At 72.3% G+C, this 26,079-nt stretch carries 27 protein-coding genes and 1 pseudogene; 15 read left to right on the top strand and 13 right to left on the bottom strand.

The window, feature by feature from the left end; translation table 11 throughout:
* Window positions 1–61: 61 nt before the first annotated feature.
* Genes WCE39_RS09440 through WCE39_RS09420 form a run of 5 tightly spaced genes read left to right on the top strand, consistent with a single transcriptional unit; the run spans window position 62 to window position 5,838 of the window.
* The gene (locus tag WCE39_RS09440; RefSeq protein WP_343276429.1) at window positions 62–1,258 is read left to right on the top strand and encodes a beta-ketoacyl-[acyl-carrier-protein] synthase family protein; all 1,197 of its coding nucleotides are present in this window, start codon (window positions 62–64) and stop codon (window positions 1,256–1,258) included.
* Window positions 1,255–2,064 (top strand): beta-ketoacyl synthase chain length factor, encoded by an 810-nt coding sequence (locus WCE39_RS09435; protein ID WP_343276428.1) that lies wholly within the window; start codon window positions 1,255–1,257, stop codon window positions 2,062–2,064. The genes WCE39_RS09440 and WCE39_RS09435 overlap by 4 nt, the downstream gene beginning before the upstream one ends.
* A complete protein-coding gene (locus WCE39_RS09430) occupies window positions 2,057–2,896 on the top strand; it encodes a glycosyltransferase family 2 protein (protein WP_343276427.1) in 840 nt (279 codons plus the stop codon). The genes WCE39_RS09435 and WCE39_RS09430 overlap by 8 nt, the downstream gene beginning before the upstream one ends.
* On the top strand, window positions 2,896–4,515 hold the full coding sequence (locus WCE39_RS09425; RefSeq protein WP_343276426.1) for an NAD(P)/FAD-dependent oxidoreductase: 1,620 nt from the start codon (window positions 2,896–2,898) through the stop codon (window positions 4,513–4,515). Before WCE39_RS09430 ends, WCE39_RS09425 begins: the two co-directional genes overlap by 1 nt.
* An 18-nt stretch (window positions 4,516–4,533) precedes the next feature.
* Window positions 4,534–5,838: a cation:proton antiporter gene (locus WCE39_RS09420; protein ID WP_343276425.1), complete on the top strand. Its 1,305-nt coding sequence runs from the start codon at window positions 4,534–4,536 to the stop codon at window positions 5,836–5,838.
* A gap of 9 nt (window positions 5,839–5,847) precedes the next feature.
* Here WCE39_RS09420 and WCE39_RS09415 read toward each other — a convergent pair whose 3' ends face one another.
* The 10 genes and pseudogenes from WCE39_RS09415 to WCE39_RS09370 form a co-directional block, all read right to left on the bottom strand.
* Entirely contained in the window at window positions 5,848–6,333 is a 486-nt protein-coding gene (locus WCE39_RS09415; protein WP_343276424.1) for a hypothetical protein, read from the bottom strand.
* An 88-nt stretch (window positions 6,334–6,421) separates the two neighbouring features.
* A complete protein-coding gene (fabG, locus tag WCE39_RS09410) occupies window positions 6,422–7,249 on the bottom strand; it encodes a 3-oxoacyl-ACP reductase FabG (RefSeq protein ID WP_343276423.1) in 828 nt (275 codons plus the stop codon).
* A 7-nt stretch (window positions 7,250–7,256) separates the two neighbouring features.
* Entirely contained in the window at window positions 7,257–7,703 is a 447-nt protein-coding gene (locus tag WCE39_RS09405) for a phosphotransferase (protein ID WP_343276422.1), read from the bottom strand.
* On the bottom strand, window positions 7,700–10,075 hold the full coding sequence (locus WCE39_RS09400) for an MMPL family transporter (protein ID WP_343276421.1): 2,376 nt from the start codon (window positions 10,073–10,075) through the stop codon (window positions 7,700–7,702). The genes WCE39_RS09405 and WCE39_RS09400 overlap by 4 nt, the downstream gene beginning before the upstream one ends.
* Window positions 10,076–10,118: 43 nt before the next feature.
* On the bottom strand, window positions 10,119–10,766 hold the full coding sequence (locus tag WCE39_RS09395) for a LolA-related protein (protein ID WP_343276420.1): 648 nt from the start codon (window positions 10,764–10,766) through the stop codon (window positions 10,119–10,121).
* Between the two features lie 100 nt (window positions 10,767–10,866).
* Window positions 10,867–11,754, bottom strand: a pseudogene (locus WCE39_RS09390) (LpxL/LpxP family acyltransferase); the annotation flags it as partial.
* Entirely contained in the window at window positions 11,751–12,029 is a 279-nt protein-coding gene (locus WCE39_RS09385) for a hypothetical protein (protein WP_343276419.1), read from the bottom strand. The gene WCE39_RS09385 and the pseudogene WCE39_RS09390, both read right to left, overlap by 4 nt.
* Window positions 12,030–12,046: 17 nt before the next feature.
* Window positions 12,047–12,802, bottom strand: coding sequence for a lysophospholipid acyltransferase family protein (locus WCE39_RS09380; protein WP_452299578.1), 756 nt, complete (start codon window positions 12,800–12,802; stop codon window positions 12,047–12,049).
* Between the two features lie 59 nt (window positions 12,803–12,861).
* Window positions 12,862–13,545, bottom strand: a complete 684-nt coding sequence (locus WCE39_RS09375; protein WP_343276417.1) for a COG4648 family protein — start codon at window positions 13,543–13,545, stop codon at window positions 12,862–12,864.
* 23 nt (window positions 13,546–13,568) lie between these two features.
* Entirely contained in the window at window positions 13,569–13,835 is a 267-nt protein-coding gene (locus WCE39_RS09370) for a phosphopantetheine-binding protein (protein WP_343276416.1), read from the bottom strand.
* 64 nt (window positions 13,836–13,899) lie between these two features.
* Between WCE39_RS09370 and WCE39_RS09365 the strand changes: the two genes are divergently transcribed.
* The 5 genes from WCE39_RS09365 to aroE all read left to right on the top strand — a co-directional run bounded on the left by WCE39_RS09365 (window position 13,900) and on the right by aroE (window position 19,229).
* On the top strand, window positions 13,900–14,940 hold the full coding sequence (locus WCE39_RS09365) for a chorismate transformation enzyme, FkbO/Hyg5 family (RefSeq protein WP_343276415.1): 1,041 nt from the start codon (window positions 13,900–13,902) through the stop codon (window positions 14,938–14,940).
* Window positions 14,941–15,132: 192 nt separating this feature from the next.
* Complete coding sequence (locus WCE39_RS09360; RefSeq protein ID WP_343276414.1) at window positions 15,133–15,567, top strand: post-PEP-CTERM-1 domain-containing protein; 435 nt, start codon at window positions 15,133–15,135, stop codon at window positions 15,565–15,567.
* Window positions 15,560–17,164, top strand: a complete 1,605-nt coding sequence (locus WCE39_RS09355) for a PA domain-containing protein (RefSeq protein WP_343276413.1) — start codon at window positions 15,560–15,562, stop codon at window positions 17,162–17,164. The genes WCE39_RS09360 and WCE39_RS09355 overlap by 8 nt, the downstream gene beginning before the upstream one ends.
* Window positions 17,165–17,335: 171 nt before the next feature.
* Entirely contained in the window at window positions 17,336–18,325 is a 990-nt protein-coding gene (gene hemB / locus WCE39_RS09350) for a porphobilinogen synthase (RefSeq protein WP_343276412.1), read from the top strand.
* Window positions 18,326–18,389: 64 nt separating this feature from the next.
* Window positions 18,390–19,229, top strand: coding sequence for a shikimate dehydrogenase (gene aroE / locus WCE39_RS09345; RefSeq protein WP_343276411.1), 840 nt, complete (start codon window positions 18,390–18,392; stop codon window positions 19,227–19,229).
* Between the two features lie 142 nt (window positions 19,230–19,371).
* On the opposite strand, the gene WCE39_RS09340 is transcribed toward aroE, so the two are convergent.
* Complete coding sequence (locus WCE39_RS09340; protein WP_343276410.1) at window positions 19,372–19,911, bottom strand: gamma carbonic anhydrase family protein; 540 nt, start codon at window positions 19,909–19,911, stop codon at window positions 19,372–19,374.
* A 176-nt stretch (window positions 19,912–20,087) separates the two neighbouring features.
* On the opposite strand from WCE39_RS09340, the gene xth reads away from it, so the two are divergent.
* The gene (xth, locus tag WCE39_RS09335) at window positions 20,088–20,867 is read left to right on the top strand and encodes an exodeoxyribonuclease III (RefSeq protein WP_343276409.1); all 780 of its coding nucleotides are present in this window, start codon (window positions 20,088–20,090) and stop codon (window positions 20,865–20,867) included.
* An 81-nt stretch (window positions 20,868–20,948) separates the two neighbouring features.
* Here xth and WCE39_RS09330 read toward each other — a convergent pair whose 3' ends face one another.
* Both WCE39_RS09330 and WCE39_RS09325 read right to left on the bottom strand, forming a co-directional pair.
* The gene (locus WCE39_RS09330; protein ID WP_343255531.1) at window positions 20,949–21,206 is read right to left on the bottom strand and encodes a GlsB/YeaQ/YmgE family stress response membrane protein; all 258 of its coding nucleotides are present in this window, start codon (window positions 21,204–21,206) and stop codon (window positions 20,949–20,951) included.
* A gap of 88 nt (window positions 21,207–21,294) precedes the next feature.
* Window positions 21,295–22,674 (bottom strand): AMP-binding protein, encoded by a 1,380-nt coding sequence (locus WCE39_RS09325; RefSeq protein WP_343276408.1) that lies wholly within the window; start codon window positions 22,672–22,674, stop codon window positions 21,295–21,297.
* A gap of 115 nt (window positions 22,675–22,789) precedes the next feature.
* Between WCE39_RS09325 and WCE39_RS09320 the strand changes: the two genes are divergently transcribed.
* From WCE39_RS09320 to WCE39_RS09305, 4 genes are all read left to right on the top strand, one after another.
* The gene (locus tag WCE39_RS09320) at window positions 22,790–23,383 is read left to right on the top strand and encodes a 4'-phosphopantetheinyl transferase family protein (protein ID WP_343276407.1); all 594 of its coding nucleotides are present in this window, start codon (window positions 22,790–22,792) and stop codon (window positions 23,381–23,383) included.
* Window positions 23,384–23,399: 16 nt separating this feature from the next.
* Window positions 23,400–24,050 (top strand): 16S rRNA (guanine(527)-N(7))-methyltransferase RsmG, encoded by a 651-nt coding sequence (gene rsmG / locus WCE39_RS09315; RefSeq protein WP_343276406.1) that lies wholly within the window; start codon window positions 23,400–23,402, stop codon window positions 24,048–24,050.
* A 67-nt stretch (window positions 24,051–24,117) separates the two neighbouring features.
* Entirely contained in the window at window positions 24,118–24,906 is a 789-nt protein-coding gene (locus tag WCE39_RS09310; protein WP_343276405.1) for a ParA family protein, read from the top strand.
* Window positions 24,903–25,835 carry a ParB/RepB/Spo0J family partition protein gene (locus WCE39_RS09305; protein ID WP_343276404.1) on the top strand — a complete coding sequence of 311 codons (933 nt, stop codon included), beginning with the start codon at window positions 24,903–24,905 and terminating at the stop codon, window positions 25,833–25,835. The genes WCE39_RS09310 and WCE39_RS09305 overlap by 4 nt, the downstream gene beginning before the upstream one ends.
* Window positions 25,836–26,079: the final 244 nt, after the last annotated feature.

Below are 26,079 nucleotides of genomic sequence, written 5' to 3'. Positions count from 1 at the left end.
ATACTCGGCGCCTTTCCCGCACCGGGTGCACGCCTTGCCGTCATCGCAGTCGCCTTCCCCCATGCCGGCCCTGGCGATCACCGCCTATACCGCCACCACCGCGCTCGGTCGCGGCCGCGCACCCCAGCTCGACGCGCTGCGCGCGCGCCGCGGCGGGCTGCGAAGCAACGACTTCGGGCCCGATCCGCTGGCGGCCTGGATCGGGCGCGTGGACGGACTGGAGGCGGCCGGGCTGCCGGACGGCCTCGCGCAGTGGGACTGTCGCAACAACCGCCTGGCGTGGATGGCGCTGCAACAGGACGGGCTGATGGATGCCATCGCCAGCGCCCGCGCGCGCCACGGCGCCGAGCGGGTGGCGATCGCCATCGGCACCTCCACGTCCAGCATCGGCGCCAGCGAAGAGGCCTACGCGCGCCTCGCGCAAGATGCCGGTGGCGGACCCCGCTTCCCGGACGACCTCGCGCGGCCGATCGTGCACACGCCGCACTCGCTGGGGGATTTCGTACAGGCGGCCACCGGCCTGCGCGGGCCCTGCGTCACCGTGGCCACGGCCTGTTCGTCCAGCGCCAAGGTGTTCGCCCAGGCGGCGCGACTGGTCCATGCCGGGCTGGCCGATGCCGCCCTGGTGGGCGGCGTCGACACCCTGTGCGGCAGCGTGCTGTTCGGCTTCAATTCGCTGGGACTGGTCTCGGCCTCGCCGTGCCGCCCCTTCGACCGCGACCGGGATGGTCTGTCGCTGGGCGAGGCCGGCGGCTTCGCATTGCTGGAGCGCGCCGCGCCGGGCCGGGACGCGCCGCGGCTCTGCGGCTACGGCGAGTCGAGCGACGCCCACCACATGTCGGCACCCCATCCCGAAGGCCTCGGCGCGCGCCTGGCCATGCGCGACGCGCTCGCCCGCGCCGGGATCGACGCGGGCGATGTCGGCTACCTCAACCTGCACGGCACATCGACCCCGGCCAACGACACCATCGAAGCGGCGGCGGTGGCCGCGATGTTCCCGGCCACCCTGCACGCCAGTTCAACCAAGGGCTGGACCGGGCACACCCTGGGCGCGGCGGGGATCGTGGAATCCGTGTTCGCCCTGCTCGCGCTGGAGCACGGCCTGTTGCCCGGCATCCTGCACAGCAAGACGCCGGATCCGGCCTGCGGCCCGCAGATCCGCTTCGACAACGCGGAGGACGCGGACATCCGCTACGCGATGAACAACTCGTTCGGCTTTGGCGGCAACAACGCCGCGCTGGTGTTCGGACGCGCATGAACAAGCTCAACACGCTGAGCGCACGCATCGAAGGCATCGGCTTCTGGGCCGATGGCCTGCCGTCCTGGCAGGCCGCGGTCGACCACGCGCGAACGGGGACACCCGCCACGGAAAGCGGCAAGCCGTCGCCGCGCATGCTGGCGCCCAACGAGCGCCGCCGGGCGCCGCCGACCGTGGCGGTGGCGCTGGACGTGGCGCTTGCCGCCTGCGAGGCCGCGGGCCGCGAACCGGCGTCGCTGCCATCGGTGTTCGCCTCCACCCACGGGGACCTCGCGATCACCGACTACATGTGCGCGACGCTGGCCGACGACCCGCGCGCGATCTCGCCGACCAGATTCCACAACTCCGTGCACAACGCCGCCGCCGGCTACTGGACCATCGGTGCCGGCTGCCTGCGCCCGGCGACCGCGCTGAGCGCGCACCGCGCGAGCTTCGCCCAGGGCCTGCTGGAAGCGCTGGTCCAGCTCGCCTGCGGCGACGACGCGGTGCTCCTGGCCGCGTACGACGCCGCCGGCGCCGGTCCGCTGGGAGCGATGGCGCAAAGCACCGGCCTGCTCGGTGGCGCCTTCGTGCTGGGCGCCGGCCCGCGTGGTGGCATCGATGGGGACAGCGGCGGCATCAGCCTTCGCGCCACCCTCGTCGACGGCGACGCGCCCGCCGGCCAGGGCGTCCTGTCCCGCCGCGGCGCGGCCAACGCCATGGCGCCGATGCTGCCGCTGTTCGACGCGCTGGCCTCCGGCGGCGACCTCGCGCTGCTGCACGCCGGCCACGGCCGCACGCTGCGGGTGGAGCTGGCCCATGGGTGAGGTCATCCCGCTGCGCCGCGAGGACACCGCGGTGGTCATCCCCGCGCTCAACGAAGCCCTGCGCATCCGCGACGTGGTCGAGGGCGCGCTGGCGCAGGCGCCGCTGGTGATCGTGGTCGACGACGGCTCTGACGACGACACCGTGGCCCGCATCGCCGACCTGCCCGTTCGCGTGGTCCGGCACCCGGAGCGCATGGGCAAGGGCGCGGCCCTGCGCAGCGGTTTTGCCGAGGCCGCGCGCCTGGGCGCACGCGCGGTGGTCACCATGGACGGCGACGGCCAGCACGACGCCGCGGACATCCCGCGCCTGCTCGCCGCCGCGAACCGCCATCCGGGCTGCGTGGTCGTGGGCGCGCGCCTGCGCAAGCGGGCCTCGCAGCCGCCGCACCGGCGCCTGGGCAACGATTTCGGCGACTGGGGCATCAGCTGGGCCTGCGGCTTCCGCGTGGTCGACAGCCAGAGCGGCCAGCGCCTGTACCCGCGGGAGGTGTTCACCCTCCAGGGCGTGCCGGGCGAAGGCTTCGTGTTCGAGGCGCAGATGCTGATCTCGGCCGCACGCGAGGCCGGCGCCGGCATAGTCGCGGTGCCGATCGAAACCCGCTATGCCGGGTGCGAACCCGGCGTGGAATTCCGCAAGAGCCACTTCCGCCTGGGCCGCGACCTGTGGGCGATCACCTCGCACGTGGTGGGCCAGGTCCTGCGACAGGGCGATGTCATGGCCGGATATGCGCGCACGCGCAGCCGTCCGCCCGTCATCGACGACGCCAACGGAGCACCCACGCCCACCGGCCAGGGCCGCGGCACTGCTCAGGCCGGTGGAGGCCAACGATGATGGACGAAAACAATCGCGTCGACGTCGCGATCCTGGGCGGCGGACTGGCCGGACTGAGCCTGGCCCTGCAGCTTCGCCAGGCCGATCCCGCACTTTCTATCACCGTGTTCGAACGGCGCATGCATCCTGCGCCGGAGGCCGCGTTCAAGGTCGGCGAATCCACGGTCGAGATCGGCGCCCACTACTTTTCCCACGTGCTGGGGCTGCGCGAGCACCTCGACCGGGAGCAGATCCGCAAGTTCGGCTTCCGCTTCTTCTTTTCCGACGGCCGCAGCGACATCGACCGCTGCACCGAGATCGGCGTCAGCCAGCTGCTGCCGACGCCGTCCTGGCAGGTCGATCGCGGCCGCTTCGAGAACATGCTCGGCGAACGCGCGCGGGCGATGGGCATCGGGTTCCGCGACGGCGTGGTGGTGCGCGGGGTCGAATTCGGCGAGGGCGACGAGGACCATCGCATCGCCTGGTCGGGCGACGGCGGCGAAGGCAGCCTGGCCGCGCGCTGGGTTGTCGACGCGAGCGGCCGCGCCGGCCTGCTCAAGCGCCAGCTGGGCCTGGCCGAGGCCAACGGCCACGATGCCAATGCCGCCTGGTGGCGGGTCGACGGCATCCTCGACCCCAACGACTGGTCCGACGACGAGGCCTGGCGCACCCGCTGCACGCCACCGGACCGCTGGCGCTCGACCAACCACATGTGCGGCACCGGCTACTGGTTCTGGATGATCCCGCTGGCCTCGGGCGCGCACTCGCTCGGCATCGTCTGCGACGCCGCGATGCATCCGCTGGAGGGCATGAACAGCCACGACAAGGCCACGGAGTGGCTGCGCAGGCACCAGCCGCGCGTGGCCGCAGCGCTCGAAGGGCACGCGGTCAAGGACTTCCGCTTCCTGCGCGGGTTCTCGCACGGCTGCAGCCGCCTGTACGGCGAGCGCTGGGCGCTGACCGGCGAGGCGGGCCTGTTCCTGGATCCTTTCTATTCGCCGGGCAGTGACTTCATCGCGATCGCCAACACCCAGATCGCCGACCTGATCGCGCGCGACCGCGCAGGCGGGCCGTTCGCCCCTTACGCGTCGATGTACGAGCGCCTGTTCTTCTCGTTCTACGAGAACACCATGACGCTCTACCAGGGCCAGTACGCACTGTTCGGCGACGAGCAGGTGCTGCCGGTGAAGGTGATCTGGGACTACACCTTCTACTGGGCGCTGCTGGCGCCCGCGTTCTTCACCGGGCGCATCACCGACATCGGCATGTTCGGGCGGCTGCAGCCGCTGTTCGAACGTGCCAGCGCGCTCAACGCCGCCATGCAGCCGCTGCTGCGCGAATGGGGTGAACGCAACGCCGCCGCGGGGTCAACGCCCGCGGGGACCGGGCGCTCGCTCGACCAGCACGGGATCCAGTGGTTCCACGAGCTCAACCGCGCGCTGCGCGACACGCTCGACGACGACGCCTTCGACGCGCGCATCGCCGACAACGTCGGGCGCATGGAGGCGCTGGCGGCGGAGATCCTGGCGCGCGTGCGCGACCTGCACCCGTCGATCGGCGAGCACGGTCTCGACGGACTGCTGGCCGGTACCGACGTGCAGCCGGCCTCGCTTGGCGACGCCTGGTACAGCGCGGCCTGAACCGCGCCCGAGGATCGCATGCATCACAGCCCCCTCCTGCTGCAACTGGTCATCATCCTGCTTACCGCGCGCGCCTGCGGGCTGCTGCTGCGCCATGTCGGGCAGCCGCCGGTCATCGGCGAGATGGCCGCCGGCCTGCTGCTGGGGCCGATCGTGTTCGGAGCCTGGTTCCCCGGGCTCCATGCCTCGGTGTTCGCGCCGGAGTCGCTGCCGGGCCTGGCCTCGCTGGCCGAACTCGGCCTCGTGCTCTTCATGTTCATCGTTGGCGTCGAGCTGCGCGCGCCCGACGGCGTGCGCGCGCAGCTGAAGTCCGCCGGCCTGGTCGGCGTGGCCAGCGTACTGGTTCCGATGGCGCTCGGATTCGCGGTATCGCCACTGCTGCATCCCTACGCACCCGCGGGCGTGGGCCTGGTGCCGTTCGGGCTGTTCATGGCCGCGGCGATGTCGATCACCGCCTTCCCGATCCTGGCGCGCATCCTGAAGGAACGCGGCATGACCCACACGCCGCTGGGGCGGCTGGCCCTGGGCGGCGCCGCGATCGCTGACGTGCTCGCCTGGATCATGCTGGCGCTGGTGGTGGCCCTGGTCGGCGCTGGCGACGGCTACGGCGGCTTCATTCGCGCCACCGCGGGCCTGGCGATCATCGCCGTGGTCGTGTTCACGTTGCTGCGGCCGCTCTATGCCTGGCTGCTGCGCGCGCACGCGGCCGACGGCGTCCCCTCGCTGATGGTGCTGGCGGCGCTGCTGATCGGCGCGTTCGCCTGCGGTGCGGCCACCGACCGGCTGGGCGTGCACGCCGTCTTCGGCGCCTTCCTGTTCGGTGCCTGCCTGCCGCGGGACGAGCGCTTGCTGAAGTCGCTGATCGAGCGCGTCGAGTACCTCGCGATCGTGGTGCTGATGCCGATCTTCTTCGCCCTGGCCGGACTCGGCACCACGTCCGATGCATTCACCGGCGCAGCCTTCGGCGCGATGCTGCTGATCCTGGCGGTGGCGGTGATCGGCAAGGTGGCCGGCGGCGCGATCGGCGCGCGGCTGTCCGGCCATGGCTGGCGCGAGAGCTTCGCGGTGGGCTCGCTGATGAACGCGCGCGCCCTGATGGAGCTGATCGTGATCAAGGTCGGCCTGGACGCGGGGATCATCGGGCCCGACCTGTTCACCATGCTGCTGGTGATGGCGATCCTGACCACGGTGATGACCGGGCCGCTGGTCACCCTGTCACTGGGGCGGCGCGCGACGCAGGCCGCGTCGGCCCCGGGCGCGACGGTGGCCGGCGGGACCCCGGAAGGCGCGGCGGCCGAGGCGCCCGCGCGGCAGCGCGGCTGACGCTGCGGCTCAGTCGACCGGCTGCGGCACCGGCTGCGGCGGCAGCACCTGCTCCGGCGGCGGGTTTGGCAGGTAGATGGCCACGCCGCGGGCGTGCTTCTGACGCGGACTGATGTTCACGCCAACGCCGCCGCTGCTGAAGCTGCGGCTGCCGACGCGTCCCGTGCCCGCGCCCACGCTGACCCCGCCGCCGCCGTAGCCCTCGGCCGTGCCCTGGAACAGGATGCCGTTGGCGCCCAGCGACGCGGCTTCTTCGCGCAGCTTGCGCAACACCGAATCGGTCTTGTTCTGCTCGCCGTAGGTGAAGGCGCCGCTGGAGGTCTCGAGCAGGGCCACTTCTTCATATGGGACACCAGGCGCGCCGTGGTAGACGCGCACCAGCGCCGGATCGATCGGCGCACGCGGCGTTCCGGTGAGGATGTGGGACGAGGCGCAGCCGGCCAGGAGCAACACGGCGCTGGCGGCGGCGATGCGGAACACGCGGGCGGTGGTCATGGCGTCACCTGGCAGGGATGGGATCGATCATCTTCCCACCCGGGTGAATCCGGTGTCACCGCCGCCGGGAATCCAGGTCCGCCCGCCTTCAGCCCATGCCGCCGTTGACGCCGATCACCTGGCCGGTGACGTAGGCGGAGGCGTCGGAGCACAGGAAGCGCACTACGGCGGCGATTTCGTCCGGGGTCCCGGCGCGCCCGGCGGGCACCATCTGCTTCACCGCCTCGGGCGGGAAGGCGGCTTCGGCCATGCGCCCGGCGACCACGCCCGGCGCCACCACGTTCACGGTGATGCCGCGGCTCGCCATCTCCCGGGCCAGCGATTTCGAGGCGCCATGCAGCCCCGCCTTGGCCGCCGCGTAGTTCGCCTGGCCGCGGTTGCCGAGCACCGCCGCCACGCTGGACACGCTGACGATGCGCCCCCAGCGCGTGCGCGCCATCGGCAGCAGCAGCGGCTGGGTGACGTTGAAGAACCCGTGCAGCGACACGTCGATCACGCGCCGCCACTGCTCGGCGGACATGCCGGCCATGGGCGCGTCGTCGTGGATACCGGCGTTGTTGACCACGATCTGCACAGGACCGGATTCGAGCAGCGCCGCGATGCCCTCGGCCGCGGCGTCGCCATCGGCAACGTCGAAGGCGATGGCCCCGGCGCTGCCGCCGGCGGCGATGATGTCGGCCACCACCGCATCGGCCCGCGCGCGATTGCCATTGGCATGGACGATGACGTGAACGCCATCGGCGGCCAGCTGGCGGCAGATCGCGCCGCCAAGGTCGCCGCTGCCGCCAGTGACGAGCGCGCGGCGCGGGACGGCCACCGAGGGCGCGGCGCCGGAGCGCGCCGACCCGGAGGTCGCGGCGGAGGACGGTGCCGTGGCGGACGGCGCGCTGGGCGATGGCGTGGTGTTCTGGCTCATGCCGTGATTATCCCGGCATGCGCGCCGGATCCGCGAGCACCACCGCCGCGCGGCCCTCGGCAAGCAGCACGCCGGCGTGATGGATGCGGAAGGCGTACTGCTGGCTGGCCTCGCCTTCCATCAGCAGCTCGGCTTCGCCTTCGAGATCGCCAGCGAGGTCGTCGATCCGCGCCACGTGCAGGTCCACGCCGCGCAGCGCGACCAGCATGCCCGGGCGGACGGCGCCGCCGGAATCGCGCCCGCGCAGGCCGCCGTGCACGGCCATCGCCTGGGCGCCGTATTCGCACAGATGCACCGCGCGCAGCAGGCCGGCGCTGCGCAGCGGGTGCGTCGGGTCGCGGTGGTTGCGGGCGCGCAGCGCGATGCGCGCGGCGTCCCACGCGGTGACCTCGTCCCACAGGCACATCGCGCCCTGGTGCGGCACCAGCGAGAGGATCTCCTCCCGGCCGATCATGCCCCTGCCCCCGGCATTGCGCCGTTTACGGCAGGAGCATCCGTTCCCACGGCGGTGGATCCGGCGTCGTGGCGCGACACCAGCAGCGCGAGCACGAAGTTCGAGACCACGCCGATCGCGACCGTGCTTCCGATCGCACGCAGCACCGGGATCGAGGACAGCGCGAGCAGGCTGAACACCAGCGCGGTCATCAGGCTGCAGACCAGCACCGCGTGCAGGGTGCGCAGCTGGTCCTCGCGGCGATCGCCGGCGTGCTCGAAGAACAGGGCGTAGTCCAGGCCCAGGCCGGCGGCGAGGATCAGCGCCACCAGGTGGAACAGGTTGAGCTCGACGCCCAGGCCGCGCAGCACGGCCAGGATCACCAGCGTGGTCAGCGCCATCGGCAGCAGCACGCGCAGCACCCGCCCCGGAGTGCGCAGCGCGATCCACACCGTGGCCGCCAGCAGCAGCGCGGCCAGCGCCAGCGCGGCGAGCAGGCGGCCGCGGTATTCGGCCACCAGCGACTCGGATGCGGCCTTCATGTCCAGCAGTTCGCCGCCGGCATAGGCCGCGGCCTGCGCCACGGCATCGACGTCGTCCAGTCCGCTGAGCGAGACCAGGGCCGCCGCGCCGCCGTCACCTTCAAGCAGAAGCCCCTGCACGGTGCTGGCGAGCGGCGTGCCGGCAAGGTTCCCCGGCTGCAGCGGCGGAGCGCCGCGCGCGAGTTCGACGTCGGCCAGGAAGGGGGCGAAGGCGTCCTCGCGGAAGGGCGTGCCGGCCAGGGCGTCGCCAAGCGATGCGCGCAGCGCGGACGGCGCCGGTAGGGCCTGCTGGCGCGCGCGCTGGGTGGCCGCGGACGGAAGGTAGCGCGCGGCGCTGTCGTAGCCGTCCAGCGCGCCCGCGGCGACCAGCGCGTCCAGGCGTGGATGCAGCGCTTCGGCCGCCGCCAGGGCGGCATCGGCGTCGGCGCCGCGCAGTACCGCCACGTAGCGGACGTCAGGCGCACCCAGTTCCGCGCGCAGGCGCGCGTCCAGCGCCATGCCTTCGGCGGGCACCGGGGTCAGCTTCGAAAGGTCGTTCTCCCAGAACGGGCCGCGCGCGCCGGCAAGCACCGCGACGCAGGCCAGCGCGAGCACCAGCAGCGACCAGCGCGGCCGCGGCAGGCGGCCGATGCCGCGCCACAGCGCCTGCAGCACCCGCGAGTCGGCCAGGTCGCGCGGCGTGGGATCGACCAGCGGCGGCAGGCCGAAGCGTGTCGCCAGGGCCGCCGCCGCCAGCGCGGAGATGGTGAACACCGCCAGCTGGCGCAGGCCGTCGACGCCGGAAAACAGGAAGGTCAGATAGGCGATGCAGGTCGCGACCACGCCCGTGACCAGCGCCGGCCACAGCGCGCGCACGTTGTCGCGCGGGCTGATGCCGGCGCGCTGCTGGCTGAGGAAGTGGATCGGATAGTCCTGGACCACGCCGATCAGGGTGAAGCCGAAGGCGACGGTGATGCCATGCACGGCCTCGAACACCAGCGCCACCGCGCCCAGCCCGGCCAGTCCCGCGGTGGCCAGCGGCAGCACGCCCAGCAGCGGCGCGCGCCAGCTGCGGTAGGCGAGCAGCAGCAGCAGGACCAGGGCGATGCTGTCGACGGTGCCGATCCACTGCGCCTCGCGCGCGGTGCGGCCGCCGATCTCGACCGAGAACGCGCCGGGGCCGGTCATGTGCAGCGCGGCGCCGCTGTCGCCCGCTACCTCGGCGAAGGCCGCGTACACGGCGTCGTAGGCGCGTTGCTGCGCGCTGGGGTCGAAGCCGGCGGCGCCGGTCTGCGCGAGCAGCAGCGCCTCGCGGCCGGCGGCGTCGAACCAGACCCCGTGCAGGCGCTGCGGCGCGGCCTTGGGCTGCCAGGCTTCGGCCAGGACCAGCATCTCCAGGGTGGGGTCGGCGGGCAGCAGGGGCTCCACCAGCGCCGCCATCGGCGAGCCCAGGTCCTGCAGGCGCTCGTCGAGCTGTTCGCCGAGGTATGCGGCGTCCAGCGGCCGGTCGTCGAAGGTGGGCGAGAGCAGGTAGCGGTAGGGGCGCAGCGATTCCGGGACGGCGTCGAGCCCTGCATCGGCGCCGTTGGTGACGAATTCGAAATCGGGATTGGCACCCAGCGCCCCGGCCAGCGCCTGCGACTGCGCGGCCAGGGCCTCGGGCGGCGCGCCGGACAGCGAGACCAGCAGCAGCCGCGTCCCCGGGCCGTCACCGAGCTCATCGACCAGCAGGGCCTGGGCCGGCGTGCGCGGCTCGGGCATGAAGCGGCGCAGGTCGCCGCTGAGCTCGAGCCGCTGGCCGATCGCCCAGCCGGCGACCAGCAGCGTCGCCAGCCACAGCAGCGCCAGCGCGGTGCGACGCCCCGGACTCATCGTGCCCCCGCGGCGCGTTCCGCCGGCCCCCTGTGCGCGCGACTCATTGCGCCGCGGCACCGGGATTGCGGCACAGGGCTTCGAAGGCGGCGCCATCGCCGGCGCCATCGCCGGCGGCGATCGCTGCGCGCGCGGCGCCTGCAAGCAGGCTGCGCTGCAGCTCGCCTTCGGCCGGACGGGTTTCGATGCAGCGCAATTCGGCGCCGCGGCCATGCAGGGTGATGTCGCGGACGTTCGCGGCCAGCGCCGCGTCGCGTGGCACCAGCAGCAGGGTCCAGTCCTCGCGGCTGCCGCGGGCGCTGATGCGGTAGTCGCGCTGCAGCGCGGCCGCATCGCCGGCCAGCAGGGCGCCGAAGCTGGCCTGCAGCCCGGCAAGCTCCGGCGCCCGCGACAGCGCGAACGTGCGCGGCCTGCGGTCGCCGCGGGCGATGGTCGCCTCGCCGCCGCGGATGGTGGTGGTCTCGGCGTAGGGCATGCGGACCTCGCGCACCAGGGTCGCGTCGTCGGGGCGCGCGTACACGCCCTCGATGCGCAACGGCGCCTTCAGCACGGGCGAGCCGCGCAGTTCGACGAAGGGCGTGCGCACCGGCGCCGGCCGCGCCAGGCGCTGCAGGATCCAGGCGCTATCGACCGCCACCGGCTGCGCGGCCGACGGCAGCGCGATCGACGCCAGCAGCAGCGCCGCCAGCATCCACCCCGTTCGCCCCATCGCGGTCGTCCCGCTCCGCGGACCCCCGTCCGTGCCCGCGTGGCATGCGGTCCTGCTGGCTTCGGCTGTGTTCAAGGTCGCCCCAGAAGTCATAGAAATTGAACCAGTTGAACGGTGCATCGCGGACATGATGTTCAAGCCGCGCGGCATAACGCTGGATAAGCGCCGGCAGCGCCGCCGCGCGCTCGCGACGCGGGATCGCGACGCCGTCGCTGAAATGCTCGAACACCAGATCGTAGCGCCTGCCGCCGCGGTAGATGCCGAAGGCAAGTTGCACCGGTACCTGCAGCACCGCAGCCAGCAGCCACGGCGCCATCGGGAACTGCGCTTCGTTGCCCAGGAAGGGTGCGCCGATCGACGTCCCGCCCGGCTGCGTGCGGTCAACCAGCAGCGCCACCAGCGCGCCCTCGGCCGCGGCCCGCTGGATCTCGAACATGATCGCCGGGCCGTCCTGGCCGGCGTCGATCACCGAGGCCGCGATGTCCGGGTTCAGCGCGTCCAGCAGCTGGGTCACCGCCGGGCTGTGCGCCTTGTCCAGCACCACGCGCACCTTCTGCTCCGGCCGCTGCCGGCCGAGCACGCGCAGCACTTCGAAGCTGCCGAGGTGCGAGCCGAACACCAGCACGCCCTGGCCGCGGTCGAGCGCGGCATGCAGCGAGTCCAGGCCGCTGACCCGGATGTCGAAGCGGCGCATGTCGCCGCCGAGCAGGAACACGCGGTCGAGGATAGTCGCGGCGAAGGTGTGGATGTGGCGCGCGACATCCGCGAGCCGGGCGGGGCGGCCAAGCACGCGGCCGAGGTAGGCGCGCGAATCGCGCCGCTCCTCGCCGCGGCGCAGCAGGAAGTAGCCGGTGATCGGATACAGCAGCAGCCGCGCCAGCCCGCGGCCGCCGCACAGGCTGACCTTGCTCAGCAGCCACACGGCAACCCGGCCGCCACCCTCGCGGCGCTGCTTCCAGCTGCCGGTCATGCCCGCGCCACTTCGCCCGAGGCGACCAGCGTGTCCCCGCGAAGCACGCGGAAGCGCCAGCGCGGCGCCTCGCCGGCGAGTTCGACATGCGCGGCCTCGCCCGGCAGAAGCGGGCTGGCGAACTTCACCTGCGCCAGGCGCAGCGCGCCCAGCGGACCCTGCGCGGCGTCGATCGCCGCCAGCACGTGGTCGAGGACCACGACGCCGGGCACCAGCGGTCGACCGGGAAAGTGACCCGGCAGGCAGAGATGATCGTGTTCGACAACAAATTCCATCGGGCCGCGCTCGCGCCTCAGGATGCCTGGCGCAGCAGTGCGACCACCGAGGCGTGGGCCGCGTCGGCCAGCGCCTGGCGGGCCGTGGCGCTGGAGTCACTGCCTGCGGTAGGCAGCGGCGTGCCGAAGCGGACGCGGATCACGCCGGGTCGCGCGCGGAAGCCGTCCGGCGGAAGCACAGCGCCAGCGCCTTCGATCGCCACCGGCAGCACTTCCACGCCGGCGTCGATCGCGGACTGGAACGCACCACCCTTGAACGGTGCCACCGCACCGCAGCGGCTGCGCGTGCCCTCGGGGAACAGGCACAGCGTGTGGTTGTCGCGAAGCAAGGCGGCGGCTTCGCGGCGCAGGCGCGGCCCCGCGCGCGGATTGTCGCGCTCGATGAACAGCATGCCGCAGGCGCGCGCGTACCAGCCCACGAACGGCACCCGGGTCATTTCCTGCTTGAGCAGGAAGCGCAGCGGCACCGGCACGGCGCGGAACAGCGCGCAGATGTCGATGATCGACTGGTGGTTGCACACCAGCAGGCGCGGCCGGGACCAGTCGATGGCTTCGGCACCCTCGACCTCGAGCCGCGCAGCGGTCCCCGCCAGCAGCGCCGGCGCCCAGCAGCGCGCGGCCATGCGCAGCGCCCAGTCGCGGCGGCGGGTGGCCAGCATGACCAGCAGCGACAGGCTGATCCAGCCCGCGGTCCAGGCCAGGGTGAAGGCGAAGCCGAGCGCGTTGTGGACGCGCCAGGCCAGTCGTTGCAGGGCCGGTTCGGCCACTACCATGTTGTCGACGCGCTGCTGCATCGGCAAAGCATACCCAAAGGCCGCGCCCAGGCCCCCGTTCAGCGCAGGAAATCGCGCCAGAACGCCGGACCCAGCCCCGCCATCTGCCGCAGGAAGTCGACGAAGCTGCCGTGCTCACCGGGGAAGCGGTGCTTGCGCCAGGCGAACTCGATGGCGGAAAACCCGCCAAGCAGCCCGTAGTTGAGGATGTTCGCGAACAGCGACCACTGCTCGCGGGTGATGCTCACCGGCGTGGGCAGGCCGAGGCTGGCAAGCAGGCCGCCGGGCTCGGCGACCAGGGCCAGGGCGAGGTTGGCCGTGCCCAGAAGCAGCAGCACGCCGGCCCAGGCCGCGGTCAGGCCGCGGCTGTAGGCGAGCAGGTCGGGCGCCAGCGTGTCCGGGGTGCTGCCGTCGACGGCAGCGACGATGCGCGTGATCAGCGCGCCGCGCGGCGCCCACAGGCTGCGCGCGAACAGCCACGCGATCACGCCCACGAAGGCCACCGGCGCCACCAGCAGCGGCAGTCCGGCGTGGCCGGAGCGGTACAGCAGGTGGCAGGCGGCCAGCGCCAGCGGCAGCGCCACCCAGGCCCAGGCGCGGCGCGCGACCAGCCCGGCGGCAAGCATCATCGCCACCAGCGATACGAGGGCGGCGTAGGCGTAGCGATCATCCAGGGTGGCGCTGGCCAGGTGCGCGAGCACGGCATAGGCCACCGCCATGGCGACCGTGAGCGCCAGGCCCATGGCGGGCTCCCGGGGCGCCGGCGTCAGGCGCGGTTCGCTTCGACGTGTGCCGACAGCGCGCGCAGCGAGGCGAAGATCCGGCGGTTCTCCTCGCTGTCCGAACGCAGCTGGAAGCCGTAGCGCTTGCCGACCGCCAGCGCGAGCTCGAGCGCATCGATCGAGTCCAGGCCGAGCCCGGCGTTGAACAGGGGTGCTTCGGGATCGATTGAAGCGGGCTCGACATCGTCCAGGCTCAGGGCTTCGACCAGGAGTTCGGCGAGTTCGCGTTCGGCGGGGGACTGGGTGGACATGCGGCGGCTTCCGTTGCGGCTATCATTCTGCCCCCGATGATCGCATGGCCCCGCGCGCCGCGAAATGCACAACCCCGCAGAAGACACACACGCCCGCCCACCGCACGGCCACGCCGGCGGCGTGCCCCGGCTCTCGGTCGAGTACGTCGATGCCCCGTCCCCGTCAACCCTGCTGGAATGCGGGGACGTGCTGGCGGTGTTCGGCTTCGGCAGCGCGGCGCCCGCCACCGACGCCGATCCGCGCTACCTGCGGGTGCCGCTCGAACCTCACGACGCGGGGGGCTTCGAGGTCTGGCACGGCAGCGCCCCGGTCGTCCGCGGCCGCGACGACGGCGTGCGCTGGGCCAGCGACGGCCAGCTGCTGTTCGGCGTGATCGAGGTTCCCGAGCGCGACGGCGACATCCAGGAGGCCGCGCGGCACGCCTATGCACGGCTGGCGGCGTTCACCACCGGCAGCCGCACCCCCCACCTGCTGCGGGTGTGGAACTACGTCGACGCCATCACCCTGGGCAGCGGCGACGACGAGCGCTACCGCGCCTTCTGCGTCGGGCGCGCCCGCGGGCTGGGCGACTTCGACGTGCGCACGCTGCCGGCGGCGACCGCGATCGGCCGCTGCGACGGCGAGCGCGTGGTGCAGGTGTACTGGTTGGCCGCGGCGGCCCCGGGCACGCCGGTGGAGAACCCGCGCCAGGTCAGCGCATACCGCTATCCGCGCCAGTACGGCCCGCAGGCGCCCAGCTTCGCGCGGGCGATGCTGCCTCCCGCCGGCAGCGCCATGCCGCTGCTGCTCTCGGGCACCGCGGCGGTGGTCGGCCACGCCTCGATGCACGACGGCGAGCTGCTGGCGCAGCTCGAGGAGACCTTCGCCAACTTCGACGCCTTGGTCGGCGCGGCGCGCGTGCACGATCCCGCGCTGCCGATCCGCTTCGGCGCCGGTACCCGGCTGAAGGTCTACGTGCGCGACCGCCACGACCTGCCGCTGGTGGCCGAAGCCCTGGACCGGCGCTTCGGCGCAGCGGTGCCGCGCCTGCTGCTGCACGCGGCGATCTGTCGCCAGGAACTGGCGGTGGAAATCGACGGCGTGCACGGCGCTCCGCCCGCCTGAGGACCGCGTGGCCATGCGCATGCGTCTTGTTGCAGCGCACGATTGAGTGGATTCCGGACATATTGCATATTCGGGACGGGCCACGACGACACGGCCTGCCCACCTTCGCATTGACCACGAAGGCACCGTTCGGGGGGAACGGTGGCTCCGGCCACGGCTCCCCGGGTGCCTCGACTCCGAGGATTGACCCCAATGAAACGCACCACCCTGCTGATGCTGGCCGGCCTGTCCGTCGGCTTCGCCGCGCACGCGGCCGAACCGGTCACTGCCGATACGCCCGCCACCGGTTCCTATGCCGGCGTCACCGTCGCCATCGATCCCGCAACCGGCCGCCTGCGCGCACCGACCGCCGCCGAACAGGCCGAGCTGCGCAAGGCCGCCACGGCCGCGTCGCGCCTGCGCACCGCCGACCGCATGTCGATCGCCAAGCCGGGCCCGAAGACCCGCGCCGAAGCCGAGCGCACCACCAGGCGCCACCGCGACGGCCGCGTCAGCATGCAGGTGTCCGAAGACATGATGTCCTACCTGACCGCCACCCAGCTCGAGGACGGTTCGATCGTCATCGGCCACGGCGACGCCGACGGCCATGCCGCGCCCGCGACCACCGTGGAGTCCGCCCGTGAATAAGACGATCCTTGCCTGCGCACTCGCAGCCGCTTCGACCTTCGCCATCGGCGCCGCCAGCGCCGCGACCATCATCCCGGTCAACATGAACGCCCCGGGCGTCGGCCTCAACGATCCCACCCCGGCCGTGCCGGTGGGCGGCAACCCCGGCAAGACCGTCGGCGAGCAGCGCCAGATCGCCTACCAGTTCGCCGCCGACCTTTGGGGCGCCGTGCTGGAAAGCGAGGAGCCGATCCGCGTCCGCGCCCAGTTCACCGCGCTGAGCTGCACCGCCACCGGTGGCGTGCTCGGCTCGGCCGGCGCGCGCTTCATCCAGCGTGACTTCGAGGGCGCCGTGCCCGGCACCTGGTACGGCGAAGCGCTGGCCAACTCGATCACCGGCGTGGACCTGACGGAGGGCGAGGACGAGATCAACAGCAACTTCAACGCCAACCTGGGTTCGCCCGGCTGCATGGAGACCTCGGGCTGGTACTACGGCCTGGACGGCAACACCCCCACGGGGCTGATCAACTTCCTCGACGTGGTGATGCACGAAATCGGCCACGGCCTGAACTTCCAGGGCTTCTACAGCCTGGCCAGCGGCGCCCCGCAGAGCGGCTACCCGGACATCTACTCCAGCTTCGTGTTCGACAACGTGTCGGGCCTGGACTGGATCGACATGACCAACTCCCAGCGCCAGGCGGCGGCGATCGGCGGCGGCCTGGCCTGGACCGGCGCCGCGGTCACCGCCCAGGTGCCGATGGCACTGGCACCGAAGATCACGCTCACCGGCGGCGGCACCGTCAGCGGCGAGTTCGCGTTCGGCACGGCGGCGTTCGGCGCACCGGCCACCCCGGCCAACTTCAACGGCGAACTGGTGCTGGTCAACGACGGCAGCGCGAACCCGAACCATGGCTGCGTGGCCTCGCCCGCCGGTGCCTATGCCGGCAAGATCGCCATCGTCGACCGCGGCACCTGCGCATTCGAGATCAAGGCGAAGATGGCCGAGGATGCCGGTGCGGTCGCGGTCGTGGTCGCCAACAACGTCGCCGGCGTGATCCAGATGGCCGAAGACGCCACCGTGAACGCCACCGTGCCCACGATCAGCGTCTCGCTGGCCGATGGCACCCTGCTGAAGGGCGGCATCCCGGGCGCGACCCTGGCCCTGGAACTGGAAGAGGACAGCTTCGCCGGCACGGACGACTCCGGTCGTGCGCTGATGTACGCGCCGGCCGTCCTCGCCCAGGGCTCCACGTTCTCGCACTTCGACGTCAGCCACTCGCCCAACGCGCTGATGGAGCCGTCGATCAACCAGGACCTGGATGGCACGCTGCGCCTGGACCTGACGCCTGCGCTGTATTCGGACCTCGGCTGGGGCCTGAACGACAGCACCGCCAAGACCCGTGGCGGCCGCTGCGACACCGGCGTGCCGGTGCTCGACGCGGACGTCCCGGGCCTGGTCGGCGGCGCCAAGCTGCAGGCCGCCGATGCCCTTTGCCGCTCAACGGTGCGGGCCAGGACCGGCGTGGCGGCGTGCCTCGCGCCGTTCATCGCCTCGCTGCGTGCGGTTGACGCGATCCCGGCCAGCGCGGAAGCCTCGCTGCGCAAGTGCTCGCTTTGACTGTAAATCCGTGATGTGAACCAAGGCCGGCGCCCCCAGGGGGCGCCGGCTTTTTTGTGCTCCAGGCCATTTCCGGTGGCCGGGAGGGAAGGCGCCAGGCCGACATCCGTCGTAACCGGTTGGCGTTCCAGGCTGGCTGCCGAGCACACCTTCGCGACGTAGAATGGCCGAATGGCCTATCCAGACACCCGCTTCCGGCGCATGCGCCGCGACGCGTTCTCGCGCCGCCTGATGCGCGAGCACACGCTCACCGTCGACGACCTCATCTATCCCGTGTTCGTGCACGAGCCCCGGGGACGCGCGGCCGTGCCCTCCATGCCCGGCATCGAGCGCATGTCGATCGACGAGCTGCTGCGCGAGGCCGAACAGGCCAGCACGCTGGGCGTCCCGGCGCTGGCGCTGTTCCCGGTGACCGCGCCCGAAGCGAAGTCGCTCGACGCCATCGCGGCCTGGGACGACGACGGCCTTTGCCAGCGCGCCGTGCGTGCGCTGAAGTCGCGCTTCCCGGAGCTCGGCGTGATCACCGACGTCGCGCTTGATCCCTACACCAGCCACGGCCAGGACGGCATCGTCGACGACGCCGGCTACGTGCAGAACGACGTCACCGTCGAGGCGCTGGTGAAGCAGGCGCTGTCACACGCCCGCGCCGGCGCCGACGTGGTCGCACCCAGCGACATGATGGACGGCCGCATCGGCGCGATCCGCATGGCGCTTGAAGAAGACGGCCACGTGCACGCGCGCATCCTGGCCTATGCCGCCAAGTACGCCTCCGCGTTCTATGGGCCGTTCCGCGATGCGGTGGGCTCGGCGTCGGCGCTGGGCAAGGCCGACAAGCGCACCTATCAGATGGATCCCGGCAACATCGACGAGGCCCTGCGCGAAGTCGCCGCCGATCTCGACGAGGGCGCCGACATGGTGATGGTGAAGCCGGGCATGCCCTACCTGGACGTGGTGCGGCGGGTGAAGGACGCCTTCGGCGTGCCGACCTTCGCCTACCAGGTCAGCGGCGAGTACGCGATGCTGAAGGCCGCCGCGGCCAATGGCTGGCTGGACGAACGCGAGTGCGTGCTCGAGTCCCTGCTCGGCTTCAAGCGCGCCGGCGCAGACGGCGTGCTGACCTACTTCGCGCTCGACGCCGCGCGCTGGCTCGGCGAACGCTGAGCCGGGGCGTAGACTCGGGCCATCGGCGGCGCGCCGCGCGCCGCCACGCTCCCGGGAGACAGTCATGAAGCACTACGCAGTGTTCGGGCATCCGGTCGCGCACTCGCTGTCGCCGCGCATCCACGCCGCCTTCGGCCGTGACGCCGGCATCGCCATCGACTACGCCGCCATCGACGCCGACATCGGCGACTTCCGCACCCGCCTGGCGGAGTTCGCCGAGCGCGGCGGCGCGGGCGCCAACGTCACCCTGCCGCTGAAGCAGGAAGCGCTGGCGCTCTGTGCCGACACCACCGAGCGCGCGCGCCGCGCCGGTGCGGTCAACACCCTGGTGCGCAACGGGGAAGACTGGCATGGCGACAACACCGACGGCGAAGGCCTGGTGCGCGACCTCACCGGCCGCCACGCCCTCGACCTGCGCGCGCGCCGCACGCTCCTGATCGGCGCCGGCGGCGCCGCGCGCGGCGTCGCCCCGTCGCTGCTGGACGCCGGCATCGGCGACCTCTACATCGTCAACCGCACGTCGGCCCGCACCGACGCGCTGGCCGACCTGCTCGGGCAGCCCGGCCGGGTGCATCCGCGGCACATGGCCGACATCGGCACGCTGGGCGAGTTCGAGCTGGTGGTCAACGCCACTTCGGCCGCGCGCAGCGGCGGGCTGCCGACCCTGCCGCGTTCGCTGGTCGGCCGGCGCATGGCCGCGGTCGACCTGAACTACGGCGAGGCGGCCATTCCCTTCCTGGCCTGGGGTCGCGCCAGCGGCGCATACGCGGTGGTCGACGGCCTGGGCATGCTGGTGGAGCAGGCGGCGCTGTCGTTCGCACGCTGGCACGGCGTGCGGCCGGAGACCGACGAGATCTACGGTGAGCTGCGCGCGGAGCACGCGCACCTGGTCACCGCCGACTGAGCCCGAGCCCCCGACCCACCTGCGCCCCCTGTGGGAGCGGCCATGGCCGCGATTGAGGCAACCCGATCGCGGCCATGGCCGCTCCCACAGGTGCACGGTCCATGCGACACAGCCATGGTCGCCCCCACAAGACACCACGGGCTCAACCGGCGGCGAGGTAGTCGTCCTTGAGCCGGACGTAGTGCGCGGCGCTGTACAGCAGGCCTTCCACCGCGGCGTCGTCGATCACGCGCACCATCTTCGCGGGGTTGCCGAGCCACAGCTCGCGGCTGCGCACCACCTTGCCCGGGGCCACCAGCGCACCGGCGCCGACGTAGCCGTGGTCTTCGACCACCACTCCGTCCATCACCGTCGCGCCCATGCCGATAAGCGCCCCGTTTCCGATACGGCAGGCGTGGACGATCGCGCCGTGGCCGATGGTGACGTCGTCGCCGATCAGGGTGGGATAGCCGTCCATGCGCGAATGCGGCCCGGCGTGGCTGACGTGGACGATGGTGCCGTCCTGCAGGTTGCAGCGCGCGCCGATGCGCACGAAGTTGACGTCGCCGCGGACGACGGTTGTGGGCCAGATGGAGCTGTCGTCGCCGATCTCGACGTCACCGATGACGACGGCAGCGGGGTCGACGTAGACGCGGGCGCCGAGCTTCGGGAGCTGGCCCCGGTAGGAGCGGATGGTGTGCATCCGTGGATTCTAGCCGGGACATGGCCGCCGCCGCCCGGCCCTGGCTCACGGCGATGCCCGGCGTGCCCGGATCTGTTCGGGGGCCCGGATTTCATGGCTTGACCAGGCACCGGGAAAGATTTCCGCCTTTCAGTCAGGATTACCGGGCTCAGCCAACAACGTGGACCACGCACGCAATGAAAATCGCCAGCTGGAACGTGAACTCGCTCAACGTCCGCCTGCCGCACCTGCAGCAGTGGCTGCAGGCCTTCGCTCCAGACATCGTCGGCCTGCAGGAGACCAAGCTCGACGACGAGCGCTTCCCGGACGACGCGCTGGCCGCGCTCGGCTACCGCAGCGTGTTCCTGGGCCAGAAGACCTACAACGGGGTGGCGATCCTTGCCCGCGAGCGCGCCATCGGCGACGTGCAATACGGCATTCCCGGCTTCGAGGACGAGCAGAAGCGGGTGATCGCGGCCACCGTCGACGGCGTGCGCATCGTCAACCTCTACGTGGTCAACGGCCAGGACGTGGGCACCGACAAGTACGCCTACAAGCTGCGCTGGCTGGCGGCGGTGCACGCCTGGCTGGCCGACGAGCTGCAGCGGCACCCGAAGATGGTGGTGCTGGGCGACTTCAACATCGCGCCCGACGCGCGCGACGTGCACGACCCGGAGGTGTGGAACGAGACCCACATCCTGACCTCAACCGCGGAGCGCGCCGCGCTGCAGGCGCTGCTCGACCTTGGCCTGCACGACGCCTTTCGCCTGCACAGCGACGAGGCAGGGGTGTTCAGCTGGTGGGACTACCGCCAGGCCGCCTTCCGCCGCGACCTCGGGCTGCGCATCGACTTCACGCTGGTCTCGGATGCGCTGCGCGGGGCGGCGGTCGCCGCAGGCATCGACCGCGAACCGCGGACGTGGGAACGCCCCAGCGACCACGCCCCCGCCTGGGTGGAGCTCGACATCCCGCGATAGGAGCGGCCATGCGGTCCCTGCCGGAAAACGAGAAAGGCCCGGGAATCCCGGGCCTCCTCGAACCGCGTATGCGGCGCTGTGTCAGCGCACGCTGCCGCGCCGGAACAGGTTGACGATCGCCAGCAGCACGATCGCGCCGATCAGCGCGGTGATCAGGAAGCCGAGCCAACCGCCCCCCAGGCCGAGGCCGAGCATGGGCAGCAGCCAGCCGCCCAGGAAGCCACCGATGATGCCGACGATGATGTTCAGCAGGAGTCCCTGCTGGCCATCGGTGCGCATGATGATGCTGGCAAGCCAGCCGGCGATGCCGCCGACGATCAGATAGATGATGAAATTCATGGATCCTCCGGATTGGTCCTCGCCGGTACGGCGCAACGCCAGTCTGGGGAGTCGCCCGTGATGGCGACGTCGGCGCGCGCGCAGGCCGTCAGGCCCCCGAAAGCAGGTCCAGCAATGCCTGGCGCGGGAGCTTTCCGGTGTCGTTGCGCGGCAGCGCATCCACCAGCCGCAGCGGCCGCGGCAGGAACACGGGATCCACCACCTGGCGTAGCGCGCTCCTGATCGCGGCCTCGTCCAGGCCCGGGGCCACCACCGCGGCGGCCAGGCGGCAGACGCCGCAGGCATCGGGCGCAAGCTGCACCAGCGCCGCGTCGCGGACGCCGTCGATCGCCAGCAGGCGATGGGTGAGGTCGCCCAGCGAGGCGCGCTTGCCCGCGATCTCCAGCAGGTCCGACTGCCGTCCGCACAGCCGGAATCGGCCGCCGGGCTGGAGTTCGACGATGTCGGCCAGCGCCACCGCTTTGTCGAGGTGCGCCGCATGCACCAGCGTGCCATCAGGCTGCGGTTGCAGTTCGACGTCGGGCAAGAGCGTCCAGGCCTCTTCGATGGCCGTGCGCCGGCGCGCCAGGATGCAGGTCTCGGTGGAGCCGAACAGTTCGCGCACCTCGCAGCCGAAGGCGGCTTCCGCGGCCATGGCCAGCGCCGGCGGCAGCGGCGCGGTGGAGGCGATGATGCCGGCCAGCGGCGGCAGCCTGACGCCCGATTCGACCAGCGCGCGCAGGTGTACCGGCGTGGTCACCAGCAGCGGCGGCAGCGGCGCGGCGGCCAGCGCGGCGGCGATGTCGACCGGGAAGAACGGGCGCGCCTGGTGCACCGCCACGCCGCCGACCAGCGGCAGCAGCACCGACATCTCCATGCCGTACATGTGCTGTGGCGGCACGGTCGCCACCACGTGCGCGGTGGCGCCGGCGGACAGCAGGCCGTCCAGCGCGGCCATGTTCTGCGCGGTGCTGGTGGCGAAGCTGCCCCAGGTCTTGGCGTTGGCCTTGGGCGCCCCGGTGCTGCCCGAGGTGTAGCCGATGGCCACCGTGGCGGCGTCGGGCACCCGCGGCATGTCCCCAGGCAGGCGCGGCAGGGCGTCGGGGAGGCGCAGGTAGTGCGGCAGCGGAGCGATGTCGGCGCAGCCGCAGGCGTCGGCATCGCCCAGGCAATAGCTGTCGGGGTGCCGCGCACGAACCTCGTCGATCGCCGCGCGCGTGCGCGAGGGCGGCAGCAGGGTCACCTGGCCGCGCACGGCGGCGGCGGCGAACGCGACCAGGAACCGGTAGCGGTCTTCGCACAGGTTCACCGCGAACGGCCGGTCCGGCAGGAGCGCGGCGACGCCGCGCACCTCGGCCAGGAAATCCGACAGCGCCACGCCGCCATCGTCGCCGTAGGCGACCGGGCGCCCGGATGCCCCGCTCGCGAGCGGCGACGATCGACCGGCGCCGGCGTCCTGCCGCCCGTGGATGGTGATGACTGCCGACATGCCTTTCATTCTCCCGGACGCGCCCGCGTCCCCCTGTGTACGGACTGCCGGTTCCCTCCGGCCAAGGCGGTACTTTACGCTGCACCCCTGCCGCATCCAAAGGAATCCCGCGCAGATGCCGCTGCCCCCCGGCCAGCTCCAGCTCGGCCCCGTCCGCTGCGCGTGGCGACGCTATCGCCACGGCCAGCCCGCGGAACCGCTGGTGCGGGACTGGCTGTCAGGCGAGCTGGCCGTCCCCGCCGCCAGCCTTTCGATCAGCCGCAGCGCGCACGGACGCCCGCAGCTCGGCGCGCCGCACCAGGACTGGGATGCGAGCTGGAGCCACAGCGGCGAAGGCCTGCTGATGGCGCTGGCGCGCGGGCTTCGCGTGGGCATCGACATCGAGGTGAAGCGGCCGCGGCCCAAGGCCCAGGTCCTGGCCGACCGCTTCTTTGCGGAAGAAGAAGCCGCGGCCCTGGCGGCAATGCCCGATGCCACGCGCGAAGCGGCGTTCGTGCGCCTGTGGTGCGCGAAGGAGGCCGTGCTCAAGGCGCACGGCCAGGGCCTGTCCTTCGGACTGCACCGGCTGGTGTTCGCCTGCGTGGATGACGCCTGGCAGCTGGCCGACTGCGATTCCGCGCTCGGCGTCCCCTCGGACTGGACCCTGGAGACGTTCCGGCCGGCGCCCGACTACCTGGCCACCGTGGCCTGGCGCGCGCGCTGGGCCTGACGCGCCGCCGCCTACAATGGCCGCCATGCACACCGACCCCCACGCCGCGCTCGATGCCGGCCTCGCCGAGCTTGGCCTGGATCCCGCGCTGGCCGCGCCGCTGCGCCGCTACCTCGACCTGCTGGCGCGCTGGAACCGCACCTACAACCTGACCGCCATCCGCGACCCGCGCGAGATGGTGACCCTGCACCTGCTCGACTCGCTGTCGATGCAGGCCCACGTGCGCGGCATCGCCAGCCTGGCCGACCTCGGCACCGGCGCCGGCCTGCCCGGCATCCCGCTGGCGATCGCGCTGCCGGCGCTGCAGGTCACCCTGGTCGAATCCAACGGCAAGAAGGCGCGCTTCCTGCGCGAGGCCGTGCGCACGCTCGGACTCGCCAACGCGCGCGTAGCCGAGTCGCGGGCCGAAGCCGTGGACATGCCCGGCGCCTTCGACGCGATCACCGCGCGCGCGATGGCCACCCTCGCCGACATCCTTGCCGTCGGTGGCCAGCTGCTCGCGCCGGGCGGCCGGTTGCTGGCAATGAAGGGTGCGCGCCCCGAGGCGGAGATCGCCGCGCTCCCCGCCGGCTGGCAGGCCGAAGCGGTGCATCCGCTGGCCGTGCCGGGCCTTGCCGCCGAACGCCACCTGGTGGTGGTGGGCCGCGCGGCGCCCGCCGGGGCATAATCACCGACCCGGTCACGATTCCGTGCCCGGTTCCCGCCGCAGCCCTGCATCGAGGCAGACCGAGCCCATGGCCCGCATCATCGCCATCGCCAACCAGAAAGGCGGCGTCGGAAAGACGACCACGGCGGTGAACCTTGCCTCCGCGCTCGCGCAGACGCCCAAGCGCGTACTGCTGGTCGACCTCGACTCGCAGGGCAACGCGACCATGGGCAGTGGCGTGGACAAGCGCGAGCTGGCCGCGTCCACCTGCGACGTGCTGCTGGAAGAAGTGAGCGCCGCCGATGCACTGGTGCGCACGCCAGAGGGCTTCGACCTGCTGCCCGGCAACACCGACCTGACCGCGGCCGAGATCGAACTGATGGACGAGGAGGGCCGCGAGCAGCGACTCAAGCGCGCGCTCGACCCGCTGCGCCCGAAGTACGACTACATCATCATCGACTGTCCGCCGGCGCTGTCGCTGCTCACGCTCAACGCGCTCACCGCCGCCGACAGCGTGCTGGTGCCGATGCAGTGCGAGTACTACGCGCTGGAAGGCCTGAGCTCATTGCTGCAGACCATCGAGGCGCTGAAGCAGAAGCTCAACCCGGCGCTGGAGATCGAAGGCGTGCTGCGCACCATGTTCGACGTGCGCAACAACCTGACCAACGCGGTCTCGGCCGAGCTCGTCACCCATTTCGGCGACAGGGTCTTCCGCACGATCGTGCCGCGCAACGTGCGCCTGGCCGAAGCGCCAAGCCACGGCCAGAGCATCGTCGGCTACGACCGCGCCTCGCGCGGCGCCATCGCCTATCTTGGCCTGGCCGGGGAAGTGATCCGCCGCCAGCGCGAGCGCGAACTGAAGGAGAAGGCGGCATGACCGCAGCCAGGAAGCCGCCGGCCAAGGCCGGCGCGGCGAAGAAGCGCGGCCTCGGCCGCGGACTCGAGGCCCTGCTCGGCCCCAAGGCCGCCGAAGGCGCGCCGGCGCTCGAGGCGCGCCCCGGCGACGTCCTGCGCACCCTGCCCGTGGACGCGCTGGCGCCGGGCAAGTACCAGCCGCGCCGGCACATGGACCCGGGCAAGCTGACCGAGCTGGCCGAATCGATCCGCGCCCAGGGCGTGATCCAGCCGATCGTGGTCCGCCGCCTGCCCGACCGCACCTACGAGATCATCGCCGGCGAACGCCGCTGGCGCGCCACGCGCGAGGCCGGCCTGGCCGAGATCCCGGTGGTGGTTCGCGAAGTCGACGACCGCACCGTGGTCGCGATGGCGCTGATCGAGAACATCCAGCGCGAGGACCTGAATCCGCTGGAAGAGGCCCAGGCCCTGCAGCGCCTGATCGACGAATTCGACCTGACCCACGCCGCCGCGGCCGAAGCCGTGGGCCGCTCGCGCGCGGCGGTCTCCAACCTGCTGCGCCTGCTGGAGCTGCCGCCGGCGATCCGCGCGCTGGTGGAGGCCCGCCGCCTGGAGATGGGCCACGCCCGCGCCCTGCTGACGCTGTCGCCGGAGCTCGCCAGCAAGCTGGCCGCCGATGCCGCCGAACACGGCTGGTCGGTGCGCGAGGTCGAGCATCGCGCCCAGCAGTTCGCCGCCGGCCGGGTGCCGTCGACCGCAAAGAAGAGGGGCGGCGCCGGAACAGCCAGGCCGCAGGCGGACATCGTTGCGCTGGAGAACGAACTGTCGGAGACGCTGGCGACGAAGGTCAGCATCGCCCACGGACGCGGCAATAAGGGCAAGCTGGTGATCCATTACAGCGATCTGGATTCACTGGAAGGCGTGCTGGAACGGCTGCGCCGCCAGCGCTGAGCCCGCCGGCCCCGCACCATGCCCTCCTTGGAGCGGCTCGCGTGGGAGCGGCTCTTTGTGGGAGCGGCCATGGCCGCGATCAGGCGACCACGCGCCGCCCTTGCTTGCATGGCCCGCCCGCCATGCCGCATAATGCTTGGCTCGCTGCGTCCGGCCGCCCTTTGGGCGACCCGGCGGCCCCGGAAGTGCGATTTCGGCGCCCGCCCGGCAGCGTCCCTGACCCGCTTCGCACGGCAGGCCCACA

This window comes from Luteimonas yanweni, from assembly GCF_039548475.1.
Lineage (GTDB): Bacteria > Pseudomonadota > Gammaproteobacteria > Xanthomonadales > Xanthomonadaceae > Luteimonas.
The sequence above is the reverse complement of the archived record's forward strand: the minus strand, read 5'-3'. Positions and strand labels throughout refer to the sequence as shown.

Coding starts and splice junctions, on each gene's coding strand:
- WCE39_RS09375 (WP_343276417.1), bottom strand. CDS start 13,545: ATGGGCCTGGCGCTCACGGTCGCCATGGCGGTGGCCTATGCCGTGCTC.
- WCE39_RS09430 (WP_343276427.1), top strand. CDS start 2,057: ATGGGTGAGGTCATCCCGCTGCGCCGCGAGGACACCGCGGTGGTCATC.
- WCE39_RS09435 (WP_343276428.1), top strand. CDS start 1,255: ATGAACAAGCTCAACACGCTGAGCGCACGCATCGAAGGCATCGGCTTC.
- WCE39_RS09305 (WP_343276404.1), top strand. CDS start 24,903: ATGACCGCAGCCAGGAAGCCGCCGGCCAAGGCCGGCGCGGCGAAGAAG.
- WCE39_RS09425 (WP_343276426.1), top strand. CDS start 2,896: ATGGACGAAAACAATCGCGTCGACGTCGCGATCCTGGGCGGCGGACTG.
- WCE39_RS09325 (WP_343276408.1), bottom strand. CDS start 22,674: ATGTCGGCAGTCATCACCATCCACGGGCGGCAGGACGCCGGCGCCGGT.
- WCE39_RS09385 (WP_343276419.1), bottom strand. CDS start 12,029: ATGGAATTTGTTGTCGAACACGATCATCTCTGCCTGCCGGGTCACTTT.
- WCE39_RS09440 (WP_343276429.1), top strand. CDS start 62: ATGCCGGCCCTGGCGATCACCGCCTATACCGCCACCACCGCGCTCGGT.
- WCE39_RS09420 (WP_343276425.1), top strand. CDS start 4,534: ATGCATCACAGCCCCCTCCTGCTGCAACTGGTCATCATCCTGCTTACC.
- hemB (WP_343276412.1), top strand. CDS start 17,336: ATGGCCTATCCAGACACCCGCTTCCGGCGCATGCGCCGCGACGCGTTC.
- WCE39_RS09415 (WP_343276424.1), bottom strand. CDS start 6,333: ATGACCACCGCCCGCGTGTTCCGCATCGCCGCCGCCAGCGCCGTGTTG.
- WCE39_RS09365 (WP_343276415.1), top strand. CDS start 13,900: ATGCACAACCCCGCAGAAGACACACACGCCCGCCCACCGCACGGCCAC.
- WCE39_RS09405 (WP_343276422.1), bottom strand. CDS start 7,703: ATGATCGGCCGGGAGGAGATCCTCTCGCTGGTGCCGCACCAGGGCGCG.
- WCE39_RS09330 (WP_343255531.1), bottom strand. CDS start 21,206: ATGAATTTCATCATCTATCTGATCGTCGGCGGCATCGCCGGCTGGCTT.
- WCE39_RS09395 (WP_343276420.1), bottom strand. CDS start 10,766: ATGCTGGCGGCGCTGCTGCTGGCGTCGATCGCGCTGCCGTCGGCCGCG.
- rsmG (WP_343276406.1), top strand. CDS start 23,400: ATGGCCGCCATGCACACCGACCCCCACGCCGCGCTCGATGCCGGCCTC.
- xth (WP_343276409.1), top strand. CDS start 20,088: ATGAAAATCGCCAGCTGGAACGTGAACTCGCTCAACGTCCGCCTGCCG.
- WCE39_RS09360 (WP_343276414.1), top strand. CDS start 15,133: ATGAAACGCACCACCCTGCTGATGCTGGCCGGCCTGTCCGTCGGCTTC.
- WCE39_RS09340 (WP_343276410.1), bottom strand. CDS start 19,911: ATGCACACCATCCGCTCCTACCGGGGCCAGCTCCCGAAGCTCGGCGCC.
- WCE39_RS09380 (WP_452299578.1), bottom strand. CDS start 12,802: ATGGTAGTGGCCGAACCGGCCCTGCAACGACTGGCCTGGCGCGTCCAC.
- WCE39_RS09370 (WP_343276416.1), bottom strand. CDS start 13,835: ATGTCCACCCAGTCCCCCGCCGAACGCGAACTCGCCGAACTCCTGGTC.
- WCE39_RS09400 (WP_343276421.1), bottom strand. CDS start 10,075: ATGAGTCCGGGGCGTCGCACCGCGCTGGCGCTGCTGTGGCTGGCGACG.
- fabG (WP_343276423.1), bottom strand. CDS start 7,249: ATGAGCCAGAACACCACGCCATCGCCCAGCGCGCCGTCCGCCACGGCA.
- WCE39_RS09310 (WP_343276405.1), top strand. CDS start 24,118: ATGGCCCGCATCATCGCCATCGCCAACCAGAAAGGCGGCGTCGGAAAG.
- aroE (WP_343276411.1), top strand. CDS start 18,390: ATGAAGCACTACGCAGTGTTCGGGCATCCGGTCGCGCACTCGCTGTCG.
- WCE39_RS09320 (WP_343276407.1), top strand. CDS start 22,790: ATGCCGCTGCCCCCCGGCCAGCTCCAGCTCGGCCCCGTCCGCTGCGCG.